We start from the raw sequence: 19,256 nt of genomic DNA, 5'->3' as shown, positions 1-19,256 counted from the left end.
AGCATTCCTGCAGTCTTGATCTTCCAAGACTGGCAGCGTCGCGTTACCTCAGCCACCGCGCTGGGATTTTTACGGATGAAAAACGATTCAGGTATCAGGAATGAGTGGCTACGTCCCCAACCCGCCGAAAACTATCGTTTGTGTCGGCAGGCGCGTGAGGATGTCCTTTGAGTAGGCATACGGATCATGTCCATTGAGCTTTGCTGATTGGATCAGGCTCATGATTCACTTTTACAGACGCATTCCCATCTCGAAGGCACGAGTCTCAAACCCGAACTCTGTGTACATACGCGCGGCACGTTCATTGAACGGCCAGACAGACAACCTCAAATCCTGGGCGTCATTTTCGATTGCCCAGTTTTTAACGAGTTGAATAAGCCTGCGTCCAATGCCATTTCCCCAAAATTGCTCGGCTACACACACTGAGCCGATACGAACAACATTCAGCGGTTGCATCAGCGGCCCGGAGCTTGCCGAAAGGCTGGCGGTAATGAAAGCCGCGGCCTAGTGGCCGACATTAGCGATGAATACAACATGACCCGGTTTCTCGAAAAGGCCCGACCAGTGAGGAAAATCGCGCGAAAAATCCTGGGTGGCAGCCGCATAAATATCGGGACGGGCAGCGTGGTGCACCGCGTTAAGCAATTGTCCCAACTCACACAGACTCAATGCGTCTTCTACCGTTGCGGTTCGGTAAGTAATGGCTTCGTCCATGATGTGCAACTCTCCTTGATTGTGCGGATGACTCGAAGGGCTTCGGCCTTTGTCTCATGGCCGAGAGGATATTCCAATGGCTGCTTCTGGCCGTTTTTTGCCTGTCGCGAAGGACGGCAACCGGCCGATTCTGTTGAAAAAGTCGGCTTCGGTTTCCACGGCAGAAAAGTACGCGTCTGAGATTGAAATCCGTGTTTTGCGCAGAAGGCTCAGGGCTCAGATTTGACGTAGCAGCGTGAAAAAATGGCGTTTTCACCGCTCAATGCATGGGTAACCAGGCCGGGTCGACTTTTTCAACACAACCGGCCAAGAACGGACATTGCGAGGACTGGCTTCTCGCCAGTCATGCATCATCGAAGGATGGACGAAAGCCAGTGCGCTTAGTGCGAACTAAACAACGCAAATATACCCACCACTGCCCACAGCACTGACACATACTGCATGGGCACATAAAACAACGTGTGTTTCTTGCGAAAGACGACTTCTCCACCGCTGTCTTTGTCAATGTAGGTTTTGCCCGGCTGGCTATTCAGCCGGTGGCCAATATAGGCGTTGGCGGCCGCTCCAACCAATAGACCGACACCTAACCCGAGCCCATTAGGGAGCCCCGCGAAAGGCACCATGCAGAGCACCGGGATAAGAATCGAAAGAAGGCCCCATCCTTGCCAGACAATAAAAAACATAAAACGTCCCTGGTTAATTTTTGAGGCGCGCAATCTAACAAAGAAAAAGGGATTACGGTAATAATTTGAAATATATTTCTTTAATAAACAGAGACTGCTTCACAATATTTGAGCAGCCAAGTCACTGCTGGGGATTCCGAGGGATCACAGGCGATGAGGCAACCTTGAGTTACAGGGCTAACGTATAACAAGCCGTTCGCTTCGCTCTCTGGGACCGCGTACCGCGGCTCCTTAACCTAAACGTCAGGCAGTCATGAATATTGTAAGCGTCCGGTAGCACGCCTTCTTGAGGCCATCGCTTAATGATCAATTGCATTGACTTGACCACCCGTTCGCATTTAACTAACCCAGCGTTTGCATCGAACTTCAACGCTCAGTAAACAGCACCGGCAGAGGACGGCCAGAAGCAGACCATGGACACGCTGCTAATGCGCCAGTAATGTGTGCCCAAGTCATGTCGCTTTACCTCCTCACCTCATGTTGCGTTTCCGGCGCGACACTCAAGCCGAACAAGGGGTTACGCATGGACAATGAACGTTATCAGACACAAACGGCGGAAAAAATTATGCCACTTGTGTCGTCTACTTATAGTTAGGCATAGCCATGAACACCTTCGAAACGCATGAAAAATTAATTGCCGAAGGTTGCAGCACTCAAAACTTCGCAATCAACAGCAATGGCAGTGACGTGTATTGCCTATGCAATACAAATGGTATTTGGTCAGTTTTTTATACGGAACGCGGGATAGATCACCCTCCAATATTCAGTTCGATATCCGAAGAAGAAGCTTGTAAATTCTTCTATGATCACATTGTTAAAATGGAGCATTGGCACATCGTAGGCTTTTACAAAGACAAAAACTTGGCAGAAGCCATGGAATCTAAGCTTTCTAACCTTGGAATCCGATTTGTGCGCAATGACATACCTGCATATCAAGCACAAAATGATCCAAGATTTCGGATATTTATAGTGGGTAAAGATATTTTTAGATTCAAGGATGTATTCGGTGAGCCGTATATCAGCTACGCCTAACAAGGCGCTGAAATCGCTCGTTTCATTCGCTGGGACGGCGCGCCGCCGCCCCTTAGCTTAATCGTTGGTCAGCATCCGCAATGGGTCGACTGCTGCCCATATCCAGAGGCAGAAATCGGCCAAAAGCAGACGGTTACGCAGGGTTAATAGCCGTTTCTTGAGGCTTGGAAGTGTCTACGGAAGGAGGGGCGATTCAAACCTTACGGTTCTGGCCAAACCACTAGCTCTTTAGACGCAATCTAGACTGTATGTTTTTGAACTTCAATAGGGAAAAGTAATGGACCCACAATTCTTTGGCTATATTTCTGTCTCTGTGGACAAATGGCAGAAAGTCGCGCCTCTATTTGTGGCTGGGATGGGTGCATTATATATAATTTATATTTGCACAATTACGGAGTCCCTATCCATAATCAGAAACAGGATATCTGATCTTATCGGGATGAAGCACTCATTCAATCACGAAAAACTAAAAAAACATCAACAACAAGAGCTAGACCTAGATTATTTTAATTTCAAGTTCAAGTTAAATGTCAAAACACCTTATGCAATGGATAAATTAATCGCTTGGGCAGACAGATCCGGCGTACGACTGAACGAGATCAAACGAGCGCGCCCCTATTTCAATGCAACTGAGCAAACTTTCAAAATCCCTCAGCCAAAATTTGTAAAAACATTCACTGTAATAGTCCTGCTTTTTGCCGCGTTGGTATTTTTCGCAATTTACACTCCCAATGCCGCATTATTTAAAGTCAATAAAACCGGTCAATGGTTTTGGGTTACTGATAGCCATGCTTTCTCATTCACCTCCTACCTTCCGCAATCACTGCATGTTTCTGGCTCTTGGAAAATGAGCACAGGAAATTGTTTGCTGGATAATACGTCAGCTCCACTATCCAACGAATGGGATAAAAAAGTTATATGTTATCTTTTACTGGAAAACCAGAAAGGGCAAGTAGCCAAAACCATCAGAGAGCAGAAAATTTTGGCATGGACTTTTTCGCTCCCTTGGCTCCTTGTGCCTCTTGCTGTACTGCAAGGAAGTAACAGGCGACGATACGCAATAGAGTTTCAAAAACGCAGCCAGAAAAAGCTCCGCTTCGGGGACAGCCCTCTTCCAGAATATGCAAGGTACTATTATGACTAAGTCAAATGGTGACGAGTAAGGCATAGAGGATTTAAATCTGCCTTGAACGGCAGAAATCGGCCAGTAGCAGTCAGTGCCTAACGATTAGGTAAAGGGGCGGGCTTTAGCCAGTCCCTGTGAGCAGGGCATACGGTTTGAGCCGTTTGTTAGGCTTCATTCCGCACATTTCTTAGAAAGAGCCGACAATGACGCTTTGAAGACTTCTATTTCTTGTAAGATATCTTGTCGAACCCGACTTGCACTTTCCTTATACCGTTCTTGATAAGACTGAATGTTTTTCGCAGATGAAGACTGCTCTTCGTAGAATGCCAAGGACTGTCGCAAATCTTCTATTCAAGCGTTGTGTCCTTTAGCTAATTCTTCTGATCCCTGAAGATTGCAGGTGCTGGTCGCAGCGGCCACTGGTGCTGGTGCTGGTGCTGGTGCTGGTGCCGCAGCTGCAGGTAGATAACCACGAAAAGCAAAGCCTACACTAAAGCCGAGAATAATTAGACTAAACCCAAATACCACCGGGTGAGATTCAAAACTGGACTTAAAACTCATCGTTTTCCTGAAACCTAACTACCTTAGGGTGGCACTACAGTCGTCGTCCTTAAGCCCTTGTCTTGCTAGAAGGCATTCGCGTCAAACGCGACATTGCCCAGCGAGAAGAACGACATGTATGGCGGTAAACTCAACTGCGATCAAGATTCAGCGCAGAATCTCAACGCTATCAATTTGCCACTGGTCTGTCCACCGGCGGCTAATGGCCGAAAGCAGATGTGAGCCCTGAGACAGTTTTGGCCGCTGCCCCTTTTTGGCGTGAATGAGACGGATAGCTAATGCAGTGAGCGCTTGTTTTTGAGCTTGGACTATACTCTATCCTAGTCTGTACGCATTTCAGCCAAACCCCTATCTCAAGCAGCTGAGGTTGATTATGAATCTTGATAAGCACTCCCGTACTATTGCATTACAGTGCCCGACTTGTGGAGGGTCATCTTTTGAATCTGAAACGAGTGAAAGCCCTGAGGTCAAATGCGTTCAGTGCGAGAGAGTAATCCAGCGCGATGAGCTTTTGCGCGAGAATAGTGAAAATATTCAGGAGAATTTAAATGAAGTAAAGTCAAACGTTGCAAAAGACATTGCCGACCAGATGAGAAAGACTTTGAAAGATGCTTTCAAGGGCAACAAGAATATTAAATTCAAATGATTAGCTTTGTGGTCGATTCCGGGGACATAATCGCAGGATTTGCATTATTTTTTTCAATCTACGCGACCTTCAAAACTATTAAGTTTAACAATCGCCAGCAAAAACTGATTCTTACACAAGAGAAACTTAATCAGTTATTGCTTGAGAAAGAAACCACGGTAATTGAGGTCGAAAAGCAAGCTGAGCTCGGCGCGTCCTTTCTAAAGCTGGGAAGCAATAAATATCGCCTGAAGATTTGGAATAAAGGTAAGGCTCTCGCACAGAATGTCTCAATAGAGTTTCCTGAAGGAAATGAAGTTGTTTCAGAGCGCGAGATCAATGAAAAATTTCCGCTGCAGTTTCTTGATGTTCATCAGGCTGTTGAACTCATTGCATCCGTGGGCCTCAGCACCAAGTCAAAGCACCTTGTGAAACTTGAGTGGTCGGACGGAAGAATACAGAGAGTTGAAAAGCTCATATGGATAACGATCTAACAATTGCAATTTTATGAAGCCTGCGAACGACAGCTTTTGGCCCCTGAAGCAGTCTCCCCTAGCCCTGTGCCATCACGTCAAACAAAGGGCCAGGTTCTCGGAGTATTCTATTTTGGTAGTGCCCCACACGCTTCAATAAGTCTGCCATCAGTGCGGCTATCGATAGCACCATCTGCCCCGATGTACACATCAGTGTTCGGCCACTTCGGTTTAACCCGGATGCAGTGCGATTTTCCACCGTTGTTCCAATCAAACTCCATAAAAAAGTGGCTGTTCGGGAAGATGTGCCCAGCCCCACCAGTGGCTTCACCGGGGTAGATTTCACCCTTTGAGATGTCGTGCTGAACATTCAAAATGTAACCGAGACGCCCCTGCCCCTTGTCAGAGAAATGGAAGCTCACTTGAGGTGTGGCGACATACCAAAAGACGATGGGGGCGAGTAGCAGCGCCACCGCCCAGCGCCAGAAATGCCGTCTCGGTTTATTTGCAGACGTGGTCACGTGTGCCATCTCCCCAGCTTGAACGTGGTAGTGCTAAAACTTCGTCCATGAGCATTTTTGCCGTAATCCCGCCGTTTGGGTGCTGCTTGTACAGTTTGACTCCAATGCTGATAGAGACTCGGTCGCCTATGTCGTCCCAGGCCCGCATTCCGTTGATATCTGCTGAGCGGTGAGGCCCTTTTCGTTCGTCCCACTTCTGAACTTTCCGAATGGAGTCTGATGCAATCTGCTCAAGCCCAGCGCCGTCCAGAAGAACGCCTTCAGAAAGGCCACCAACGCGCCCTACATAGCCATAGTGGATGTTCGACCAGATGTCGTAGTAGTAGTCCATCTGACCTTGCTTCTGCCAAGGCCCGCCGAACTGTTGCCCAATCGTCACCTTGTGATCCCATGGCCGATTTTGACCAACCCGCTCAGCCCAAAGGGCCATCGCAGCAGCAGTGTTACCAAGCTCCATTGCTTGGAAATTAGGGGGTGAAAGGCGTGCATACCAAGGGAGTTTTTGAAACTTTGCATTTTCCGCTGCTGCGTCAAAGCTGGCTAGCTTCTTCATTTTCAAGACGGATGGGTGTGTGATGTTGCGGTTCATTTCCCCGGCGATATAGCTGGCCACCTGTTCCATCATGTCAGGGTCTTTGCACGTGACGGGTGCTTCTGGTTCAGGCTTTGCCTCTGGCTTTTTCGGGGCGGCTTTGGGGTCTACCAGAGCGTTTGCGGCAACCGCTTTCTCTTTCAACTTTGGGTCAGCGAGCAGTGTGGCCATTTTCTCATCATCCACAGTGCCATCTGGACGGAACGCTCCGAGTGCCATGAAGTTGATGATGGTTGCACCACCAGCATCGCCCATGACAAAACCGCCACCAACATCACCTGACCCGGTAATGATCGTTCCGCCGTGGCTGGTTGGGCTGCCTAAGTGGGCCATAGGACGCCCGTTCACTTGAATAGATGGGAACCCTGTGGTGATTACGGCTCCACAGCCGCAGGTATCGCCAACACGAGCAGATCCCATGAAGTTGATGTTTACGTCGCCACTGGCGGAAGCAATCGGGGTAGTGCCATGACCGGGCATTGGGCAGACATGCTTGTCACCCAATCGAGCAGAGGGAGTCATTCGTCATCCTTGTCGTGCAATAAAAAACCCCCGTGCGGAGGTCAAAAGCGTTCTGTAGTCTCCGAGAGACTAGCGCACCGGGTGGGAGCGAGTCTGTAGAAAAAGTCTGAGTTTAGACCCTCCACCGGCCTGTTTTGTTCAACAGTGGACCTTAAACTCTCGTTACACCGTTCCGCGGTGTTACACCAAACACAAGGGAAGCTCTCAGCTGGTGTTACTCAATTTTTATTATTTAAAATCAATCGCTTATATGTAAGCGCAACACCTGTAACACCTGTAACACCTGTAACACGACATTTGAAAGGTATTCGTCCCCACTCCCCATTAGCAATGAGCGCCACCAGCGATGAGATCCCAGCAGGTGCCGGGGCCCCTGAGGCATTGAGACACATACGGGGTCGGAAACCCGCGGGACTGTGTTAGCGAAAAGGTACCCATCTTAGTGAACAGGTGAACCGGGTGAACTCACAGTTCACCAGTGCAATTGGGTAATTGCACAGACTTGCCCACCCATTTGCATTCGACCTGACCAGTCATTTGCATCGGATTTGACCAGTACGAGCCGTCGACATGACCGGCAGAGAACGACCCATTGCTGCCGGTCACCAAGGGCAGAAATCGGCCGACTTCTGCCCTTCGCGACAGGGCGTCAATCGGCCAAAAGTGGGCGGTGGACACGCTGATGGCAAATGGGTAGCTTCATTAGCCGGCAGCAGTCCTTGCCGTCACCCATGCTGCGTTTCTCCCTGAGCAATGTCGCATTTGCCGTGACCACACTTCTCAGACAACCTTACCGCTACGGAGCATATAAGACATGTCAAACATCGTCGCATGGACCCTGTTCGCCCTAGGGGTTTTCCATATTCCATTCGGTATTATCAAGTTCAAAACAGCATTCGCCGCCGCTGTAGACTCTGGCTTCGTTGACCAATTCAAAGCGCATGAAGATCGGCGGACTGCCCTCTGGTTTACCATGCTGGGGCCGCTTTTTATGCTCGCAGGGCAGACATCGATTCACGCCGTAGCTGTTGGCGATCTCGCGCTACTTAAAATTGTTGGCATCTATGTGCTTATGATCTCGATCATTTGCGTCATTGCTGTTCCAAAATCGGGGTTCTGGGCAACGCTGCTGGTTTCTCCGCTGATCATCGCGGCAGGGTACGGCTTGTATGTCTGACAAACGGTTCATCCTTGACGATAGGCAACAATCAATTCCGATCGGTCGCCACCAGCAGCCATCGGCCAAAAGCAGCCGGTCGAGCGAGATGCAGAAAAGCGGGTTGCGCGACTTTGCCATTCGCCAGCTTGGACTCGCCTGAGCGCTGCCAGACTGGCTGACGTATGCGCCTATCGGCCGAAGCCTGCGGAGGGTCGGCGAACGTGTCTATAGCTGTTCGTAGACCCATTTGCCACGACAGCTCGAGATTTGAACCGTTAACCGGTTGGAATCCTTCATATGAGCCCCTTGCTCTAACGCCTGATTTATAAAGATAATGACAAGCGTGCCGATACTCCAAAAGTACTCCAGGTCACTGCACACTGTTTTTGGCGATGAGCAAGGAACACAAAATGATGTCTACTCGTCAGAACGCACTCAAAGCGTCAGACGTGACCCTTTGCGGTCTGGTGTGCCTAGCTGGTGTGGCCGTCACGTTCTTGGTGCTGATTCTGTTCGTAGGGTCAGAGCAGCGTACCGTTAGCGTTGCTTTTCAACTGGAGGTCGACGAAAGATTCAGTCGCCTGCAACGACGCTTTAATACTCAGGTCTTGAAACTAGACGTTGTGAGGCGTTTCTTTATCAACGCCGACGATGTCACTGAAAAGGAGTTTCTGGGATTCGTTACGCCTCTAGTAGGAGAGGACGAAGCCTATAGCTGGGTACCCAGGATTCTCGAGAAGGATCTCCAAGCGTTTCGCGCTAAGGCGCTTCTCAACGGCACCAGTGATTTTTCATATCATGAAATTAATCCCGTCACCGGCGAAAGAGTCCCCCTCACCAGCCGGCCGGAACACTGGATATTGCTCTACTTATTGAAGCGCGATGACGTAAAGATCATACCCGGCATGGATGTTCTGGCTCGCCCGGGTCGCCAGGCCTTGATGAGCAAGGCACGAGAAAGACGTCAAATAGTTGTGTCGGAACCGTTGAAAATGACCAATGGGCAGTCGGGGATTTTCTTTGTCGCACCTGTATTCCAGGAGTCCCCTGAGGTTCCATTGAACGATGACAATTTGCAGGGGTTCGTTGTCTCCACCGTACGCTTGGCTTCTTTAATGGAACAAGGCATTCCATTACCAAGTCTGCAACGACTGAACGTGACGCTTTCATTGATCGACACGCAGCATCAAGGGGAAAACATTTATCAGAGCTCGGCCCCTGCTGCCCCTTCAGCGCTGTACGCGCAGCGGCTGCTGAAAGTAGCCGACCAAAATTACTTGATCCAGTTTAGACCCAGCTCAACATTTCTGGTCGCCAACAGCTACGCACTGTCCATAAGCCTAATTATCGTGTTCGGAGCAGGGTTGACGCTGCTGCTGACCTTGATGGTGTACTTGCTAATTACGCAGCGCGCCCGCGCCCTCTCGCTGGTTGATGAACGCACGCAAGACTTGCGTTTGTTGAACATTACCGATCACCTGACCGGAGTCTATAACCGCCGATACTTCGAAGAGTTGATGGAACGCCTGCTCATCGAGGCTAACGTGCAATACCGCCCTCTGTCGCTGATCATGTTTGACGTCGATCACTTCAAACACATCAACGACCGCTGGGGCCATCAGTGTGGTGATAACGTTCTGAAGTCGTTGTGCACACGAATACGTTCGGCAACACGCAAAACCGATCTGCTGTGCAGAACAGGCGGAGAAGAGTTTGCATTGATCTGTCCGGATACCGAACTGAACGATACAAGGCTGCTGGCAGAAAAGCTTCGAGCTCTAATAAGCACCCTACCATTTGATGATATTGGACAGGCGACTTGTAGCTTCGGCGTTGCGACGTGGATTCCATCAGAGTCGTTTGACGCCTTCATTCGGCGTGCCGATACCGCGATGTACAGTGCTAAATCAAGTGGTAGAGATCAAGTCCAACTTGCCGATATGTAGCAGATCGGCTACCCGGATGTCACTGCGCAAAAGCCAAGCTCGACAGCTTCGGAGCCGCGTTCTGCCTTCAGGTCATCATCCCATTGTCCAGCACGCCTCCCTGGTAATGAGCGGCAGAAGATGGCCCAAATCTGCCCTTCGGGGAAAGGCTGAAATCAGCCGATTGCTGGCCATCATCAAGGGCTGCAATCGACCCAAACTATCGCTACAAAGCGCAATCAGTCCGAACAGACGAGAGATTGTTTGAACCACACATTCCTTGCGGGAATGCAGTATATAAAATTAATGAATTTTTATTATGACTGTGCATGACGTAGCGTGATGTGAGGACATGGAGAACCGCCTTGAATTCATCCCCTCTCAACGCTGCTGAAAAATTTGATACCGCTCGAGCCAATGAGTACGGACGACAGAGCCGTATCGCACTAGCCGGATATGACGCCTGCCACGACCTGACTGCATGCATGCTGGCGGCAAGCATCGGCAATTCAAGCTCGACAAAAATACTGGTGGTTGGCGCTGGCGGTACTGCACAGGAAATTATCGCTATGGCCAAACTTGAGCCGGGTTGGCGCTTCACTGCTGTTGATCCATCCGAGCCGATGCTGGAGGCAGCGAAGCAGCAGTTAGAGGTAAACAATTTGCTTGAAAGGACGGCCCTGCATCTTGGGCATGTTGAAGACCTGGCTGCAGACGCCTCATATGATGCAGCCACTTTGCTCGGGGTACTCCATCATCTCGATGGTGATGATACCAAGCGGGAAATTTTACGATCCATTCGAGCTCATCTAAAGCCAGGGGCGCCGCTGATTGTCGCGGGGAATCAATATGCTTATGCCAGCCAGCCGTTATTGCTTGCTGCCTGGGGGCAACGGTGGCGACAGCATGGAGCCACCCCGGATGAAGTAAAGGTCAAGCTTGGGAAAATCCTTCAAGGCGCTGACCCACCACATTCCGAGGCGGCGGTTCAAAAACTTTTGCATGACGCCGGATTCGGAGGCGCTACTCGTTTCTTCAGCAGCCTGTTCTGGAGTGCCTGGTTGACGTGTAAAACGGGTTGAACCTGGAAGCGGGTGGCTGTGTCTGGACGATTGCTGTTCGACCCGAAGGACTGTTTTCGTCTGTGAATTCGACCCGGAGCAGTCATCGAGACTGCCGGTCGCGATGGTTATGAATCAGGTTCGCAAGTCACCCGCTCTGATGAATTCGATGAGGGCATTCAAGGCCGGCGGCACATGGCGCCGGCTGGGGTAATAAAGAAAGAATCGGCTTGGCGGTGCTTTCCATTCCTGGAGTATTTCTCTGAGATGCCCGTTGCGGATTTCGTCGCGCGCCAGCTCCTCGTAGACATAGGCAATACCAGCGCCATCTTTCGCCGCCTGGATCATCAGCGCATCGTCTTCCAGAATGAGCGGGCCTGTGACGGATAACCGTATCGGTTGACCTCCTGCTTGATACTCCCAGGCGTAAAGTTTGCCACTGGGAAAACGCCTGGCAATGCACGCATGCTCGAGCAAATCGCGGGGGGCGTGTGCGATCCCCTTCTCGGCCAGATAGGCATCCGCAGCAACGGTCACGAACGATTGAGGGGCGCCGACAGGGACTGCGATCATGTCGCCGGCCAGGCTTTCACCAAAGCGGACGCCAGCGTCAAATCCGCCGTTCACGATATCGGTCAATCCATCGTCGGTGATCAGGTCCAACTGTATACGTGGATACCTGGCTACGAAGGGCGCGAGCACTTTCGCAAACACGATACGAGCCGCCGGGCGCGCCACGTTGAGGCGGAGTTTGCCTGCGGGCACTTCCTGCATCGAGGTCAATTGCGCCAATACATCGGCAACTTGGTGCAGGGTCGGGACCAGCGTCGCCAATAGCTGTTGGCCGGCCTCGGTCGGGGTCACGCTGCGAGTGGTTCGGTTCAGCAGCCTGATGCCCAGGCGTGCTTCCAACGCTCGCAACGCGTGACTCAACGCGGAAGCCGAAACACCACGCTCGTCGGCGGCCTTGCGGAAACTGCGATGGCGGCAAAGGCATCGAGTTCAGAGAGATCGGGGTGATTACTCATGAATGTTGTTCAGTAGTTCAAATACGATTACCCATCTTATCGTCATCAGATCTCTCCCGGATACTTCTCACATCATTTGTGGAGAGATCGCTATGCAACAGAATCGTCTTGGATCATCGGATTTTCTGATTTCGCCTATTGGCCTGGGGACGTGGGCAATCGCCGGCACCGGCTGGGAGTACAGTTGGGGAGCGCAGGATGACAAGGACAGCCTGGGCGCACTTGAATATGCCATCGAACGCGGCATGAACTGGATTGATACCGCTGCGGTTTATGGCTTGGGCCATGCGGAGCAATTAGTGGGGCAATTGCTGCATCGGGTGCCGGTCTCGCGGCGTCCTTTGGTGTTCACCAAAGGCAGCTTGGTCTGGGATCCGCTCACGAAGGAGATTTCGCACTCCCTGGCCCCCCAATCCTTGCTCGCCGAGATCGACGCAAGCTTGCGCAGGCTTCAAGTCGAGACGATCGATCTGTATCAGATCCACTGGCCTGCCTTTCCTGCCGACGCAAGCAGTGAAGGTATTGAAATGGCGCTTTCGGCTTTGGCAGCTGCGCGCGATCAAGGAAAAATTCGCGCTATCGGTGTATCGAATTTCGATGTCGCTCAACTCAAGCGGGCACAGGCGGTGACAGAGATCGTATCGCTCCAGCCGCCGTACTCCGCCTTGATGCGGGACATCGAGAAAGACGTCCTGCCATTCTGTGAGCAGGCCGGGTTGGGTGTCCTTGCCTATTCCACACTTCAATCGGGGCTACTGTCCGGCAGCATGACGCGTGAACGCATCTCGCAACTGCCCGAAGACGATTGGCGCAAGGCCCGAAGTGCTGATTTCCAAGAGCCCCGTTTGAGTGCGAACCTGACATTGGTTGACGTCATGGCACGCATTGGAGAAAGGCACGGGGTGAGTGCTGCGGCGGTCGCTATCGCCTGGGTACTTCGCCAACCGGTAGTGACGGGCGCCATTGTCGGAGCCCGCCGCCCAGCACAAGTAGACGGGCTGATTGCAGCCTCGGCGTTGCGCCTTAGCGCTGCGGAAATCGACGAAATTCGACCGTTCCTGCCGTCGGGCACGGGAACAAATGTTCCTGGCGCCGCCGCCTGACACCCGGAGGGGGCCGAGTACTCTCCTCCATCGCCATCGCTTGCAGGTGAGCTGTCTCACGCTACGGGTCGCGAAGCGCGCGCTTTCTCGTATCGCGAGAAACCAACCTTGATGCCGACCAGCACGGGCGCGGCGATTACAAAAAGCAGGGCCACGGCGATAAACGCTGTGTCGAAAGCAATCACCGTGGACTGAGTGGTCACTAGCCGGCCCAGAAGGCTCGTCGCTGCCCGGCCAGCGGCCACTGCATCCATTCCTTTCGCGCTCAGCATGGCTGTCGTGGTCGCAATCCGTTCGATGACCGCGGCCCCTCCCGGGGTGACGTTGGCGCCGAGGACCACGGTATTGGTGACGACGTTATGGTCGATCAGTGTCTGGAGCCCTGCGACCCCAATTAGGCCCCCTAGCTGGCGACCCGTATTGAAAAGGCCTATTCCGCACGCGAGGTTCCGGCTGTTGAGGTGGCTGAAAGCAATCAGCGTGATCGATAGAAACAGGAAGCCAAGCCCCAGACCGCGCAACAGGATGGCTGCCATCATGTCGTCCGCGCCGCTTTCGCTGGTCGAACCGGACAGCATCCACATCGCCACCATGATCATCAGGATTCCAACGGGCACGGTGGCGAACGGCGCAACGCGGCGGGCCTGCATGAGCCAAGCAGATATGAGCAGCGCGCCGACAAAAAAAGCTCCACTGGGCAACAGCAGCTGACCGGCATCGGTCGGCGTGAACCCGAGGACCGACAGAGCGAACGCCGGAATCAGGAACGCGCTGCCGAACAAGGCGGCGCCGGCGACAAAACTGACGATAAAAGCGAAGCAAAAATCGCTCGATTTGAACAGAGTGAAGTCGAGCATCCCCTGCCCTTTGGCCAACACTTGTTGGCCGAAAAAAGCCAGCAAAGCAGCTGCACCGATCACGGTTAGCCACAGGATGCGAGGCTCCTCGAACCAGTCCCATCGACTGCCCTGGCTGAGAACGTAGGTGAAACAGAACAGGCTGGTAGAGATCAGCGAGAAGCCGATCCAGTCAAACGGACGGTGCCGGACCTTGGCGGGCATTGGGCCGTCTGCGATCAGCATAAGTCCGGAAGCTGCCAAGGCAATCGGGACAACGCTGAAGAAGATCCATGTCCAGGATTGGCTATCGATCAACCACCCTTGAAGCGCGGGGGCGAGTGTCGCGGGCGCGACAACGGAGCCCATGGCAAACAGGGCCTGGAGGATTGGCTGACGGGACCGCGGATAAGCGCGAAATATGATCGCCTGCCCCCCGACCAACAGGGTGCCACCGGCGAAGCCCTGAATAACCCGAAGTGCAACCAGCAGATCCAGCCGAGCGGTGACGGCGGCAATGCCGCACGCCAGGCCCATGATCAGGGTTGAGCTGATGATCACATGACGCGCAGCGAAACGGTTCATCAGCCAAGGGGCGGTCATGAACCCGATCAGCTTGAGCGCGATGTAGCCGATATCCAACCAGGCAAACTCATCAGGCGTTGCGTAGGTATCGCCAATGATGTCGCTGCGTCCGAGCGACAGAACGGTGCTGGCGATCGCTTCCGTCAGCGTGGCAAGCACGATGCCCGCCATGAGCAGGACACCGGTCGTAGCGCCGGCATTGCTGCGCGTGGCGCTGGCAACCGGGTTCATGAGCCGCCCCCTTGCGCAACCTCGACACGCGCGGACAGGCCCGGCACGATGCGGCCCGGCAGAGGGTTGTGGGCAAGCCGGATCTTTACCGGAACCCGCTGCACGACACGCACAAAGTTCCCTGTTGCGTTGTCGGTGGGGAGCAAGCTGAACGCCGATCCACTCCCCGGTGCAAAGCTGTCGACCACGCCTTCAAGTGTCCTGTTGGGGTAGCCGTCGACCGTGATGCGCGCCCGCTGACCGGGCCGGATATTCTCGAGCTGGGTTTCCTTGAAATTCGCCACGACCCACACATCATTGACCGGCACGATATCGAGCAACGCGCCCCCCGGCGTAACGAACCGGCCGACGCGGACCTGACGGTTACCGATCACGCCATCAACAGGCGCGTGTACCACGGTGCTGTCGAGATCGATCTGGGCGAGATCGCGCGCGGCCTGTGCCTGCGCCACAGCAGCAACGGCAGCTTCTCGCTGGGCCACAAGGACGGCGATGCCTTGCTGTTGAGCCTCGACCGTTGCCGCAGCGGCCGATACCGTCGCTTCGGCTCTGGAGCGGGCCGTGCCGGTTTCATCGACGAGGGCCTGGCTGACTGCATTGCTGACGATAAGCTTGCGGCTGCGGTCATCGGTCTTGGTCGCCAGATTCATCTGCGCGGCGGCCGAGCGTCGCTGGGCTTCGGCCTGTCGAATCAGGGCATGCTGAAGCTGGGTTTCGGCATCGACATGGGTCAGGCGAGCCTCGGCAGCGCTGACATTGGCCACTGCCTGCGCAAGCCGTGCGCGATAGTCACGATCGTCAATCCGGAACAGCACGTCACCCGCCCGGACGCTCTGGTTGTCCTCCACTTCTACCGCCGTGACATAGCCAGAAACCTTGGCGGCGAGCGAGGTGAGGTCGCCACGCACATAAGCGTTATCGGTGGAGGTCACACCGCTCGAAAACGCCACGAACCATCCGCCAGCCAAGACCACCCCGGCACCGATGCACAGCAGGATACCGATCATCTTTCTCTTGCTTTGCCGCGCCACCACGACAGGGATCTCGACGCTTGCGCCGGTGGCAATGGCGGCCTTGTCCTGAAGCGCGTTCATGTTCTCATTTCCTGTTCAATGCCTGGGACTACAGCAGCCACGGGCGGTAGTTGGCCTGCCGCCGGGCTGTCGAGCATTCATGAGCGCGTTGATCGGCTCACTTTTTGATGGGTGTAACGAGCACCTTTTCGTCGGTGTCGAGGACAAACACGGCCAACAGGCGTGCGGGTTGTGTGTCGCTGGCGTTGGCGCTGACTTCGTGCACGGAGCCCGGCTCCTCTACGAAGTTTTCGCCGACGTTGTAGACCTTTTCCGGCTGGCCTTTGACTTTGATGCGAAACGAGCCCTCCAGGACCGTTGCATAAATGAAGGCCGTTTTCGGATGGGTGTGAGCCGGCGACGCGGCGCCCGGCCCGTACTCGACCACCACGCCCTTCATGCTCTTGCCAGGGATGTTGGGAATTGGGCGGTCGAATACGACCGTCACCTTGCCTGCGGGCGGCTCGGCGGCCGACGCTGCGCTGATCGACAGCACGGCAAAGGCGGCGGCCAAGAGATATCGGGTAAACATGGCAATGCTCCTTAGTGTGTAGGTGTTGTGAGCGCGCGGCCCGTTACCAGGCCGACGCTTTCCTGATGTGTCTTGGGTAGCCTCAGCGCCCGGCCTGGGCCGTCGACCGACCGAGCCAGTCCTCGAAGCGGATTGCGCCCAGGCGCGGGTTCTTGCCGGGCGTCAGCGATTGATCGTCGAGCTCCGAACCGAAGTAGCGCGCGTGCACATCCGGCACGACCTTGCGCGTGTCCTGAGTGGCCCGCAGGAAGCGCCTGACCAGTTCGTCGAGTGGCATGGCCTCGGGACCGGCGACTTCCACCGTGCCATTGACCGGCGCGGCCAACGTGACATCGGTGAGCGCCGCCGCCACGTCGTCGGACGCCATCGGCTGGATCAGCGCCGGCGACACGCAAATCTCCTCGCCGACGGTGGCCGCCTGCGCAATGCCGCCGACAAACTCGAAGAACTGTGTGGCACGCAGGATGGTGTAAGGAATGCCGGACGCTTTGATGAGGTTTTCCTGCGCGACCTTGGCCCGGAAATAGCCATTCTCGGGCAGCCGTTCACTGCCGACGATCGACAGGGCAACGTGATGGCGAACGCCCGCGGCCGCTTCGGCAGCCAGCAGGTTACGGCTCGACGTTTCGAAGAAATCGAGAACGGCCTGGTCTTCCCACGAAGGCGCGTTCGCCACGTCGACGACAATATCGGTGCCGTCCATCGCCTGGGCCAGGCCCTCGCGGGTGATGCTGTTCACGCCCGTGCTGGGGGCGGCTGCGAGCACGTCATGGCCGCGCTCGCGGAGGTTATTCACAAGTTTCGATCCGATGAGGCCGGTGCCTCCAATGACGACGATCTTCATGGTTTCTCTCCGCTTCTGGACGGCAACCATTGCCGTCGATGTAGATCGAGAGTGCCAGCGCGCGTCAGGGAAGTCCTTGTACCGGCCTTGGATTTGCCTTGAGGGAAGCTTGGTTTTTCGTCCAAAGAAACCGTGTGCGACTGGCATCCCTTTTGGACGGTGCAGCGGGTTACACGCTGTCGTATTATTCGATACCACTTATCAATTGCCAGCTCGGACACGGAGTCGGGGGCGCTCGACCAGGGGACTCTCACCTTGCCATTCGTGTTTGAAGACTACGTGCTCGATCAGCAGCGCCGGGAACTGACCTTGCGCGGGCAAGTCGTGACGGTCGGGCCGCAGGTCTTCGATCTATTGCTGCAACTCGTCAGCAACCGCGATCGCGTCATGAGCAAGGACGACCTGCTCAAGGCCGTGTGGAGCGGTCGGATCGTCTCGGAATCGACGATCACCAGCCACATCAATGCGGTGCGCAAGGCCATCGGCGATACCGGCGAGGAGCAGCGCCTGGTGCGCACGATCCCCCGTAAGGGCTACCGCTTCGTCGGCGAGATCACGATGGATGAGGACGGGGAAACGCGACAGCCTGACATCGCAGAACCCACGCCCGTGGACCTGAAGCAAACGCCTCCGCCCCCCCTCGTCCTCCCGGACAAACCCTCCATTACCGTCCTGCCTTTCCACAACCTGAGCGGCGATCCAGAGCAGGAATATTTCGCCGACGGCATGGTCGAGGACATCATCACCGCCCTGTCGCGTATCCGCTGGCTGTTCGTCATCGCACACAACTCAAGCTTCACCTACAAGGGTCGGGACGTGGACGTCCAGGGCGTCGGCCAGACACTCGGCGTGCGCTACGTGCTGGAAGGTAGCGTGCGCAAGTCCGGGAACAAGGTACGCATCACCGGGCAGCTGATCGACGCGACGACCGGGATGCATATCTGGGCCGAGCGCTTCGAAGGCATGCTCCACGACATCTTCGAGCTGCAGGATCAAATCGCCGAAAGCGTCGTCGGCGCCATAGCGCCGCAGCTGGAACGGGCCGAAATCGAGCGCGCCAAGCGCAAACCAACGGAAAGCCTGGACGCTTACGACTACTACCTGCGCGGAATGCCGAAACTGCACAACGGCACCCGCGACGCCATCGAGGAAGCGCTGCCATTGTTCTACAAGGCCATCGAGCTCGATCCGGAATTTGCATCGGCCTACGGCATGGCAGCCTGGTGCCACTTCTGGCGCAAGTTGAATGGCTGGATGACCGATCGGCCTCGAGAAATCGCCGAGGGCGCACGACTCGCGCGTCTGGCGGTAGAGCTCGGCCGGGATGATGCCGTGGCGCTGACCCGAGGCGGACATGCACTTGCCCATCTCGCCGGCGATGTCGATGGCGGCATTGCCCTGCTCGACAGGGCACGCCTGCTCAACCCCAACCTCGCCCCCGCCTGGTTCCTGGGCGGCATCCTGCGCGCACTGCGCGGTGAAACAGACGCCGCCATCGAGCATCTGACCCATGCCGTTCGCTTGAGCCCGCTGGATCCGGAAATGTTCAGGATGCAGGTCGGAATGGCGCTCGCGCACTTCGTCGCCGGGCGCTTCGACGCCGCTGCTGACTGGGCGGAAAAAGCGCTGGGTAACCTGCCCTGCCTCCTGGCATCGGTTGCCCTGATCGCGGCCAGTCATGCACTCAGCGGACGCATGGACAAAGCAAAGCAGGCGATGCAGCGTTTGCATGAGCTGGATCCGTCTTTGCGCGTTTCTAACCTGAAGGACTGGCTGCCAATCCAACGCCCTGAGGATCTTGCGCGGTTCGCCGATGGACTACGGCTGGCTGGGTTGCCTGAGTGACTGCGGCTCGGTGAACTGCGGATTGCTTGCTAAAACCAATGCAGGAATTCCCTACCGTAGGAGCTGCCGAAGGCTGCGATCTTTTGATCTTTCGATCTGAAAACAAAAAAGCCCCGCCCCACCTGAATGGGACAGAGCTTCTTACTACACATCACGCTGAAACAACGCCCTCACCTACTCCTGCG

General features: G+C 54.7%; 17 protein-coding genes and 3 pseudogenes. 9 read left to right on the top strand and 11 right to left on the bottom strand.

The window, feature by feature from the left end; all coding sequences use genetic code 11:
- Positions 1-108: 108 nt before the first annotated feature.
- From KGB14_RS21845 to KGB14_RS21835, 3 genes and pseudogenes are all read right to left on the bottom strand, one after another.
- Positions 109-225: pseudogene (locus KGB14_RS21845) on the bottom strand (transposase domain-containing protein); the annotation flags it as partial.
- Positions 226-231: 6 nt separating this feature from the next.
- A pseudogene (locus tag KGB14_RS21840) lies at positions 232-714 on the bottom strand (GNAT family N-acetyltransferase).
- Positions 715-1,094: 380 nt separating this feature from the next.
- Positions 1,095-1,397, bottom strand: coding sequence for a hypothetical protein (locus tag KGB14_RS21835; RefSeq protein WP_223488764.1), 303 nt, complete (start codon positions 1,395-1,397; stop codon positions 1,095-1,097).
- Between the two features lie 603 nt (positions 1,398-2,000).
- On the opposite strand from KGB14_RS21835, the gene KGB14_RS21830 reads away from it, so the two are divergent.
- Positions 2,001-2,429, top strand: a complete 429-nt coding sequence (locus KGB14_RS21830; protein WP_223488763.1) for an SPOR domain-containing protein — start codon at positions 2,001-2,003, stop codon at positions 2,427-2,429.
- A gap of 277 nt (positions 2,430-2,706) precedes the next feature.
- The gene (locus tag KGB14_RS21825; RefSeq protein ID WP_223488762.1) at positions 2,707-3,573 is read left to right on the top strand and encodes a DUF6216 family protein; all 867 of its coding nucleotides are present in this window, start codon (positions 2,707-2,709) and stop codon (positions 3,571-3,573) included.
- Positions 3,574-3,906: 333 nt separating this feature from the next.
- On the opposite strand, the gene KGB14_RS21820 is transcribed toward KGB14_RS21825, so the two are convergent.
- Entirely contained in the window at positions 3,907-4,116 is a 210-nt protein-coding gene (locus KGB14_RS21820; RefSeq protein WP_223488761.1) for a hypothetical protein, read from the bottom strand.
- A gap of 373 nt (positions 4,117-4,489) precedes the next feature.
- On the opposite strand from KGB14_RS21820, the gene KGB14_RS21815 reads away from it, so the two are divergent.
- Both KGB14_RS21815 and KGB14_RS21810 read left to right on the top strand, forming a co-directional pair.
- Positions 4,490-4,762, top strand: coding sequence for an ECs_2282 family putative zinc-binding protein (locus KGB14_RS21815; RefSeq protein WP_223488760.1), 273 nt, complete (start codon positions 4,490-4,492; stop codon positions 4,760-4,762).
- The gene (locus KGB14_RS21810) at positions 4,759-5,235 is read left to right on the top strand and encodes a hypothetical protein (protein ID WP_223488759.1); all 477 of its coding nucleotides are present in this window, start codon (positions 4,759-4,761) and stop codon (positions 5,233-5,235) included. The genes KGB14_RS21815 and KGB14_RS21810 overlap by 4 nt, the downstream gene beginning before the upstream one ends.
- A 107-nt stretch (positions 5,236-5,342) precedes the next feature.
- On the opposite strand, the gene KGB14_RS21805 is transcribed toward KGB14_RS21810, so the two are convergent.
- Both KGB14_RS21805 and KGB14_RS21800 read right to left on the bottom strand, forming a co-directional pair.
- Positions 5,343-5,735 carry a hypothetical protein gene (locus KGB14_RS21805; protein ID WP_223488758.1) on the bottom strand — a complete coding sequence of 131 codons (393 nt, stop codon included), beginning with the start codon at positions 5,733-5,735 and terminating at the stop codon, positions 5,343-5,345.
- Positions 5,716-6,849 carry a polymorphic toxin type 44 domain-containing protein gene (locus KGB14_RS21800; RefSeq protein ID WP_223488757.1) on the bottom strand — a complete coding sequence of 378 codons (1,134 nt, stop codon included), beginning with the start codon at positions 6,847-6,849 and terminating at the stop codon, positions 5,716-5,718. Before KGB14_RS21800 ends, KGB14_RS21805 begins: the two co-directional genes overlap by 20 nt.
- 814 nt (positions 6,850-7,663) lie before the next feature.
- Between KGB14_RS21800 and KGB14_RS21795 the strand changes: the two genes are divergently transcribed.
- The 3 genes from KGB14_RS21795 (at position 7,664) to KGB14_RS21785 (ending at position 11,015) form a co-directional block, all read left to right on the top strand.
- A complete protein-coding gene (locus tag KGB14_RS21795; RefSeq protein WP_223488756.1) occupies positions 7,664-8,026 on the top strand; it encodes a DUF6463 family protein in 363 nt (120 codons plus the stop codon).
- 392 nt (positions 8,027-8,418) lie between these two features.
- Entirely contained in the window at positions 8,419-9,954 is a 1,536-nt protein-coding gene (locus KGB14_RS21790; protein WP_223488755.1) for a diguanylate cyclase, read from the top strand.
- 344 nt (positions 9,955-10,298) lie between these two features.
- Entirely contained in the window at positions 10,299-11,015 is a 717-nt protein-coding gene (locus tag KGB14_RS21785) for a class I SAM-dependent methyltransferase (RefSeq protein ID WP_223488754.1), read from the top strand.
- A 114-nt stretch (positions 11,016-11,129) separates the two neighbouring features.
- Here KGB14_RS21785 and KGB14_RS21780 read toward each other — a convergent pair.
- Positions 11,130-12,022, bottom strand: a pseudogene (locus tag KGB14_RS21780) (LysR family transcriptional regulator).
- Between the two features lie 92 nt (positions 12,023-12,114).
- On the opposite strand from KGB14_RS21780, the gene KGB14_RS21775 reads away from it, so the two are divergent.
- Entirely contained in the window at positions 12,115-13,125 is a 1,011-nt protein-coding gene (locus tag KGB14_RS21775) for an aldo/keto reductase (RefSeq protein ID WP_223488753.1), read from the top strand.
- A gap of 56 nt (positions 13,126-13,181) precedes the next feature.
- On the opposite strand, the gene KGB14_RS21770 is transcribed toward KGB14_RS21775, so the two are convergent.
- The 4 genes from KGB14_RS21770 to KGB14_RS21755 form a co-directional block, all read right to left on the bottom strand.
- Positions 13,182-14,777, bottom strand: a complete 1,596-nt coding sequence (locus KGB14_RS21770; protein WP_223488752.1) for a DHA2 family efflux MFS transporter permease subunit — start codon at positions 14,775-14,777, stop codon at positions 13,182-13,184.
- Positions 14,774-15,871 carry an HlyD family secretion protein gene (locus tag KGB14_RS21765; protein WP_223488751.1) on the bottom strand — a complete coding sequence of 366 codons (1,098 nt, stop codon included), beginning with the start codon at positions 15,869-15,871 and terminating at the stop codon, positions 14,774-14,776. Before KGB14_RS21765 ends, KGB14_RS21770 begins: the two co-directional genes overlap by 4 nt.
- Positions 15,872-15,968: 97 nt before the next feature.
- Positions 15,969-16,382, bottom strand: coding sequence for a cupin domain-containing protein (locus KGB14_RS21760; protein ID WP_223488750.1), 414 nt, complete (start codon positions 16,380-16,382; stop codon positions 15,969-15,971).
- 82 nt (positions 16,383-16,464) lie between these two features.
- Positions 16,465-17,226, bottom strand: a complete 762-nt coding sequence (locus KGB14_RS21755) for an SDR family oxidoreductase (protein WP_223488749.1) — start codon at positions 17,224-17,226, stop codon at positions 16,465-16,467.
- Positions 17,227-17,481: 255 nt separating this feature from the next.
- Between KGB14_RS21755 and KGB14_RS21750 the strand changes: the two genes are divergently transcribed.
- Positions 17,482-19,071 carry a winged helix-turn-helix domain-containing tetratricopeptide repeat protein gene (locus KGB14_RS21750; RefSeq protein ID WP_223488748.1) on the top strand — a complete coding sequence of 530 codons (1,590 nt, stop codon included), beginning with the start codon at positions 17,482-17,484 and terminating at the stop codon, positions 19,069-19,071.
- Positions 19,072-19,256: the final 185 nt, after the last annotated feature.

The sequence above is a fragment of the Pseudomonas sp. A-RE-19 genome (assembly GCF_019956555.1).
GTDB lineage: Bacteria > Pseudomonadota > Gammaproteobacteria > Pseudomonadales > Pseudomonadaceae > Aquipseudomonas.
The sequence above is the reverse complement of the archived record's forward strand: the minus strand, read 5'-3'. Positions and strand labels throughout refer to the sequence as shown.

Excerpts from the sequence above, each read along its gene's own strand:
- KGB14_RS21835 (WP_223488764.1), bottom strand. The coding sequence starts at position 1,397 with ATGTTTTTTATTGTCTGGCAAGGATGGGGCCTTCTTTCGATTCTTATC.
- KGB14_RS21830 (WP_223488763.1), top strand. The coding sequence starts at position 2,001 with ATGAACACCTTCGAAACGCATGAAAAATTAATTGCCGAAGGTTGCAGC.
- KGB14_RS21825 (WP_223488762.1), top strand. The coding sequence starts at position 2,707 with ATGGACCCACAATTCTTTGGCTATATTTCTGTCTCTGTGGACAAATGG.
- KGB14_RS21820 (WP_223488761.1), bottom strand. The coding sequence starts at position 4,116 with ATGAGTTTTAAGTCCAGTTTTGAATCTCACCCGGTGGTATTTGGGTTT.
- KGB14_RS21815 (WP_223488760.1), top strand. The coding sequence starts at position 4,490 with ATGAATCTTGATAAGCACTCCCGTACTATTGCATTACAGTGCCCGACT.
- KGB14_RS21810 (WP_223488759.1), top strand. The coding sequence starts at position 4,759 with ATGATTAGCTTTGTGGTCGATTCCGGGGACATAATCGCAGGATTTGCA.
- KGB14_RS21800 (WP_223488757.1), bottom strand. The coding sequence starts at position 6,849 with ATGACTCCCTCTGCTCGATTGGGTGACAAGCATGTCTGCCCAATGCCC.
- KGB14_RS21795 (WP_223488756.1), top strand. The coding sequence starts at position 7,664 with ATGTCAAACATCGTCGCATGGACCCTGTTCGCCCTAGGGGTTTTCCAT.
- KGB14_RS21790 (WP_223488755.1), top strand. The coding sequence starts at position 8,419 with ATGATGTCTACTCGTCAGAACGCACTCAAAGCGTCAGACGTGACCCTT.
- KGB14_RS21775 (WP_223488753.1), top strand. The coding sequence starts at position 12,115 with ATGCAACAGAATCGTCTTGGATCATCGGATTTTCTGATTTCGCCTATT.
- KGB14_RS21770 (WP_223488752.1), bottom strand. The coding sequence starts at position 14,777 with ATGAACCCGGTTGCCAGCGCCACGCGCAGCAATGCCGGCGCTACGACC.
- KGB14_RS21765 (WP_223488751.1), bottom strand. The coding sequence starts at position 15,871 with ATGAACGCGCTTCAGGACAAGGCCGCCATTGCCACCGGCGCAAGCGTC.
- KGB14_RS21760 (WP_223488750.1), bottom strand. The coding sequence starts at position 16,382 with ATGTTTACCCGATATCTCTTGGCCGCCGCCTTTGCCGTGCTGTCGATC.
- KGB14_RS21755 (WP_223488749.1), bottom strand. The coding sequence starts at position 17,226 with ATGAAGATCGTCGTCATTGGAGGCACCGGCCTCATCGGATCGAAACTT.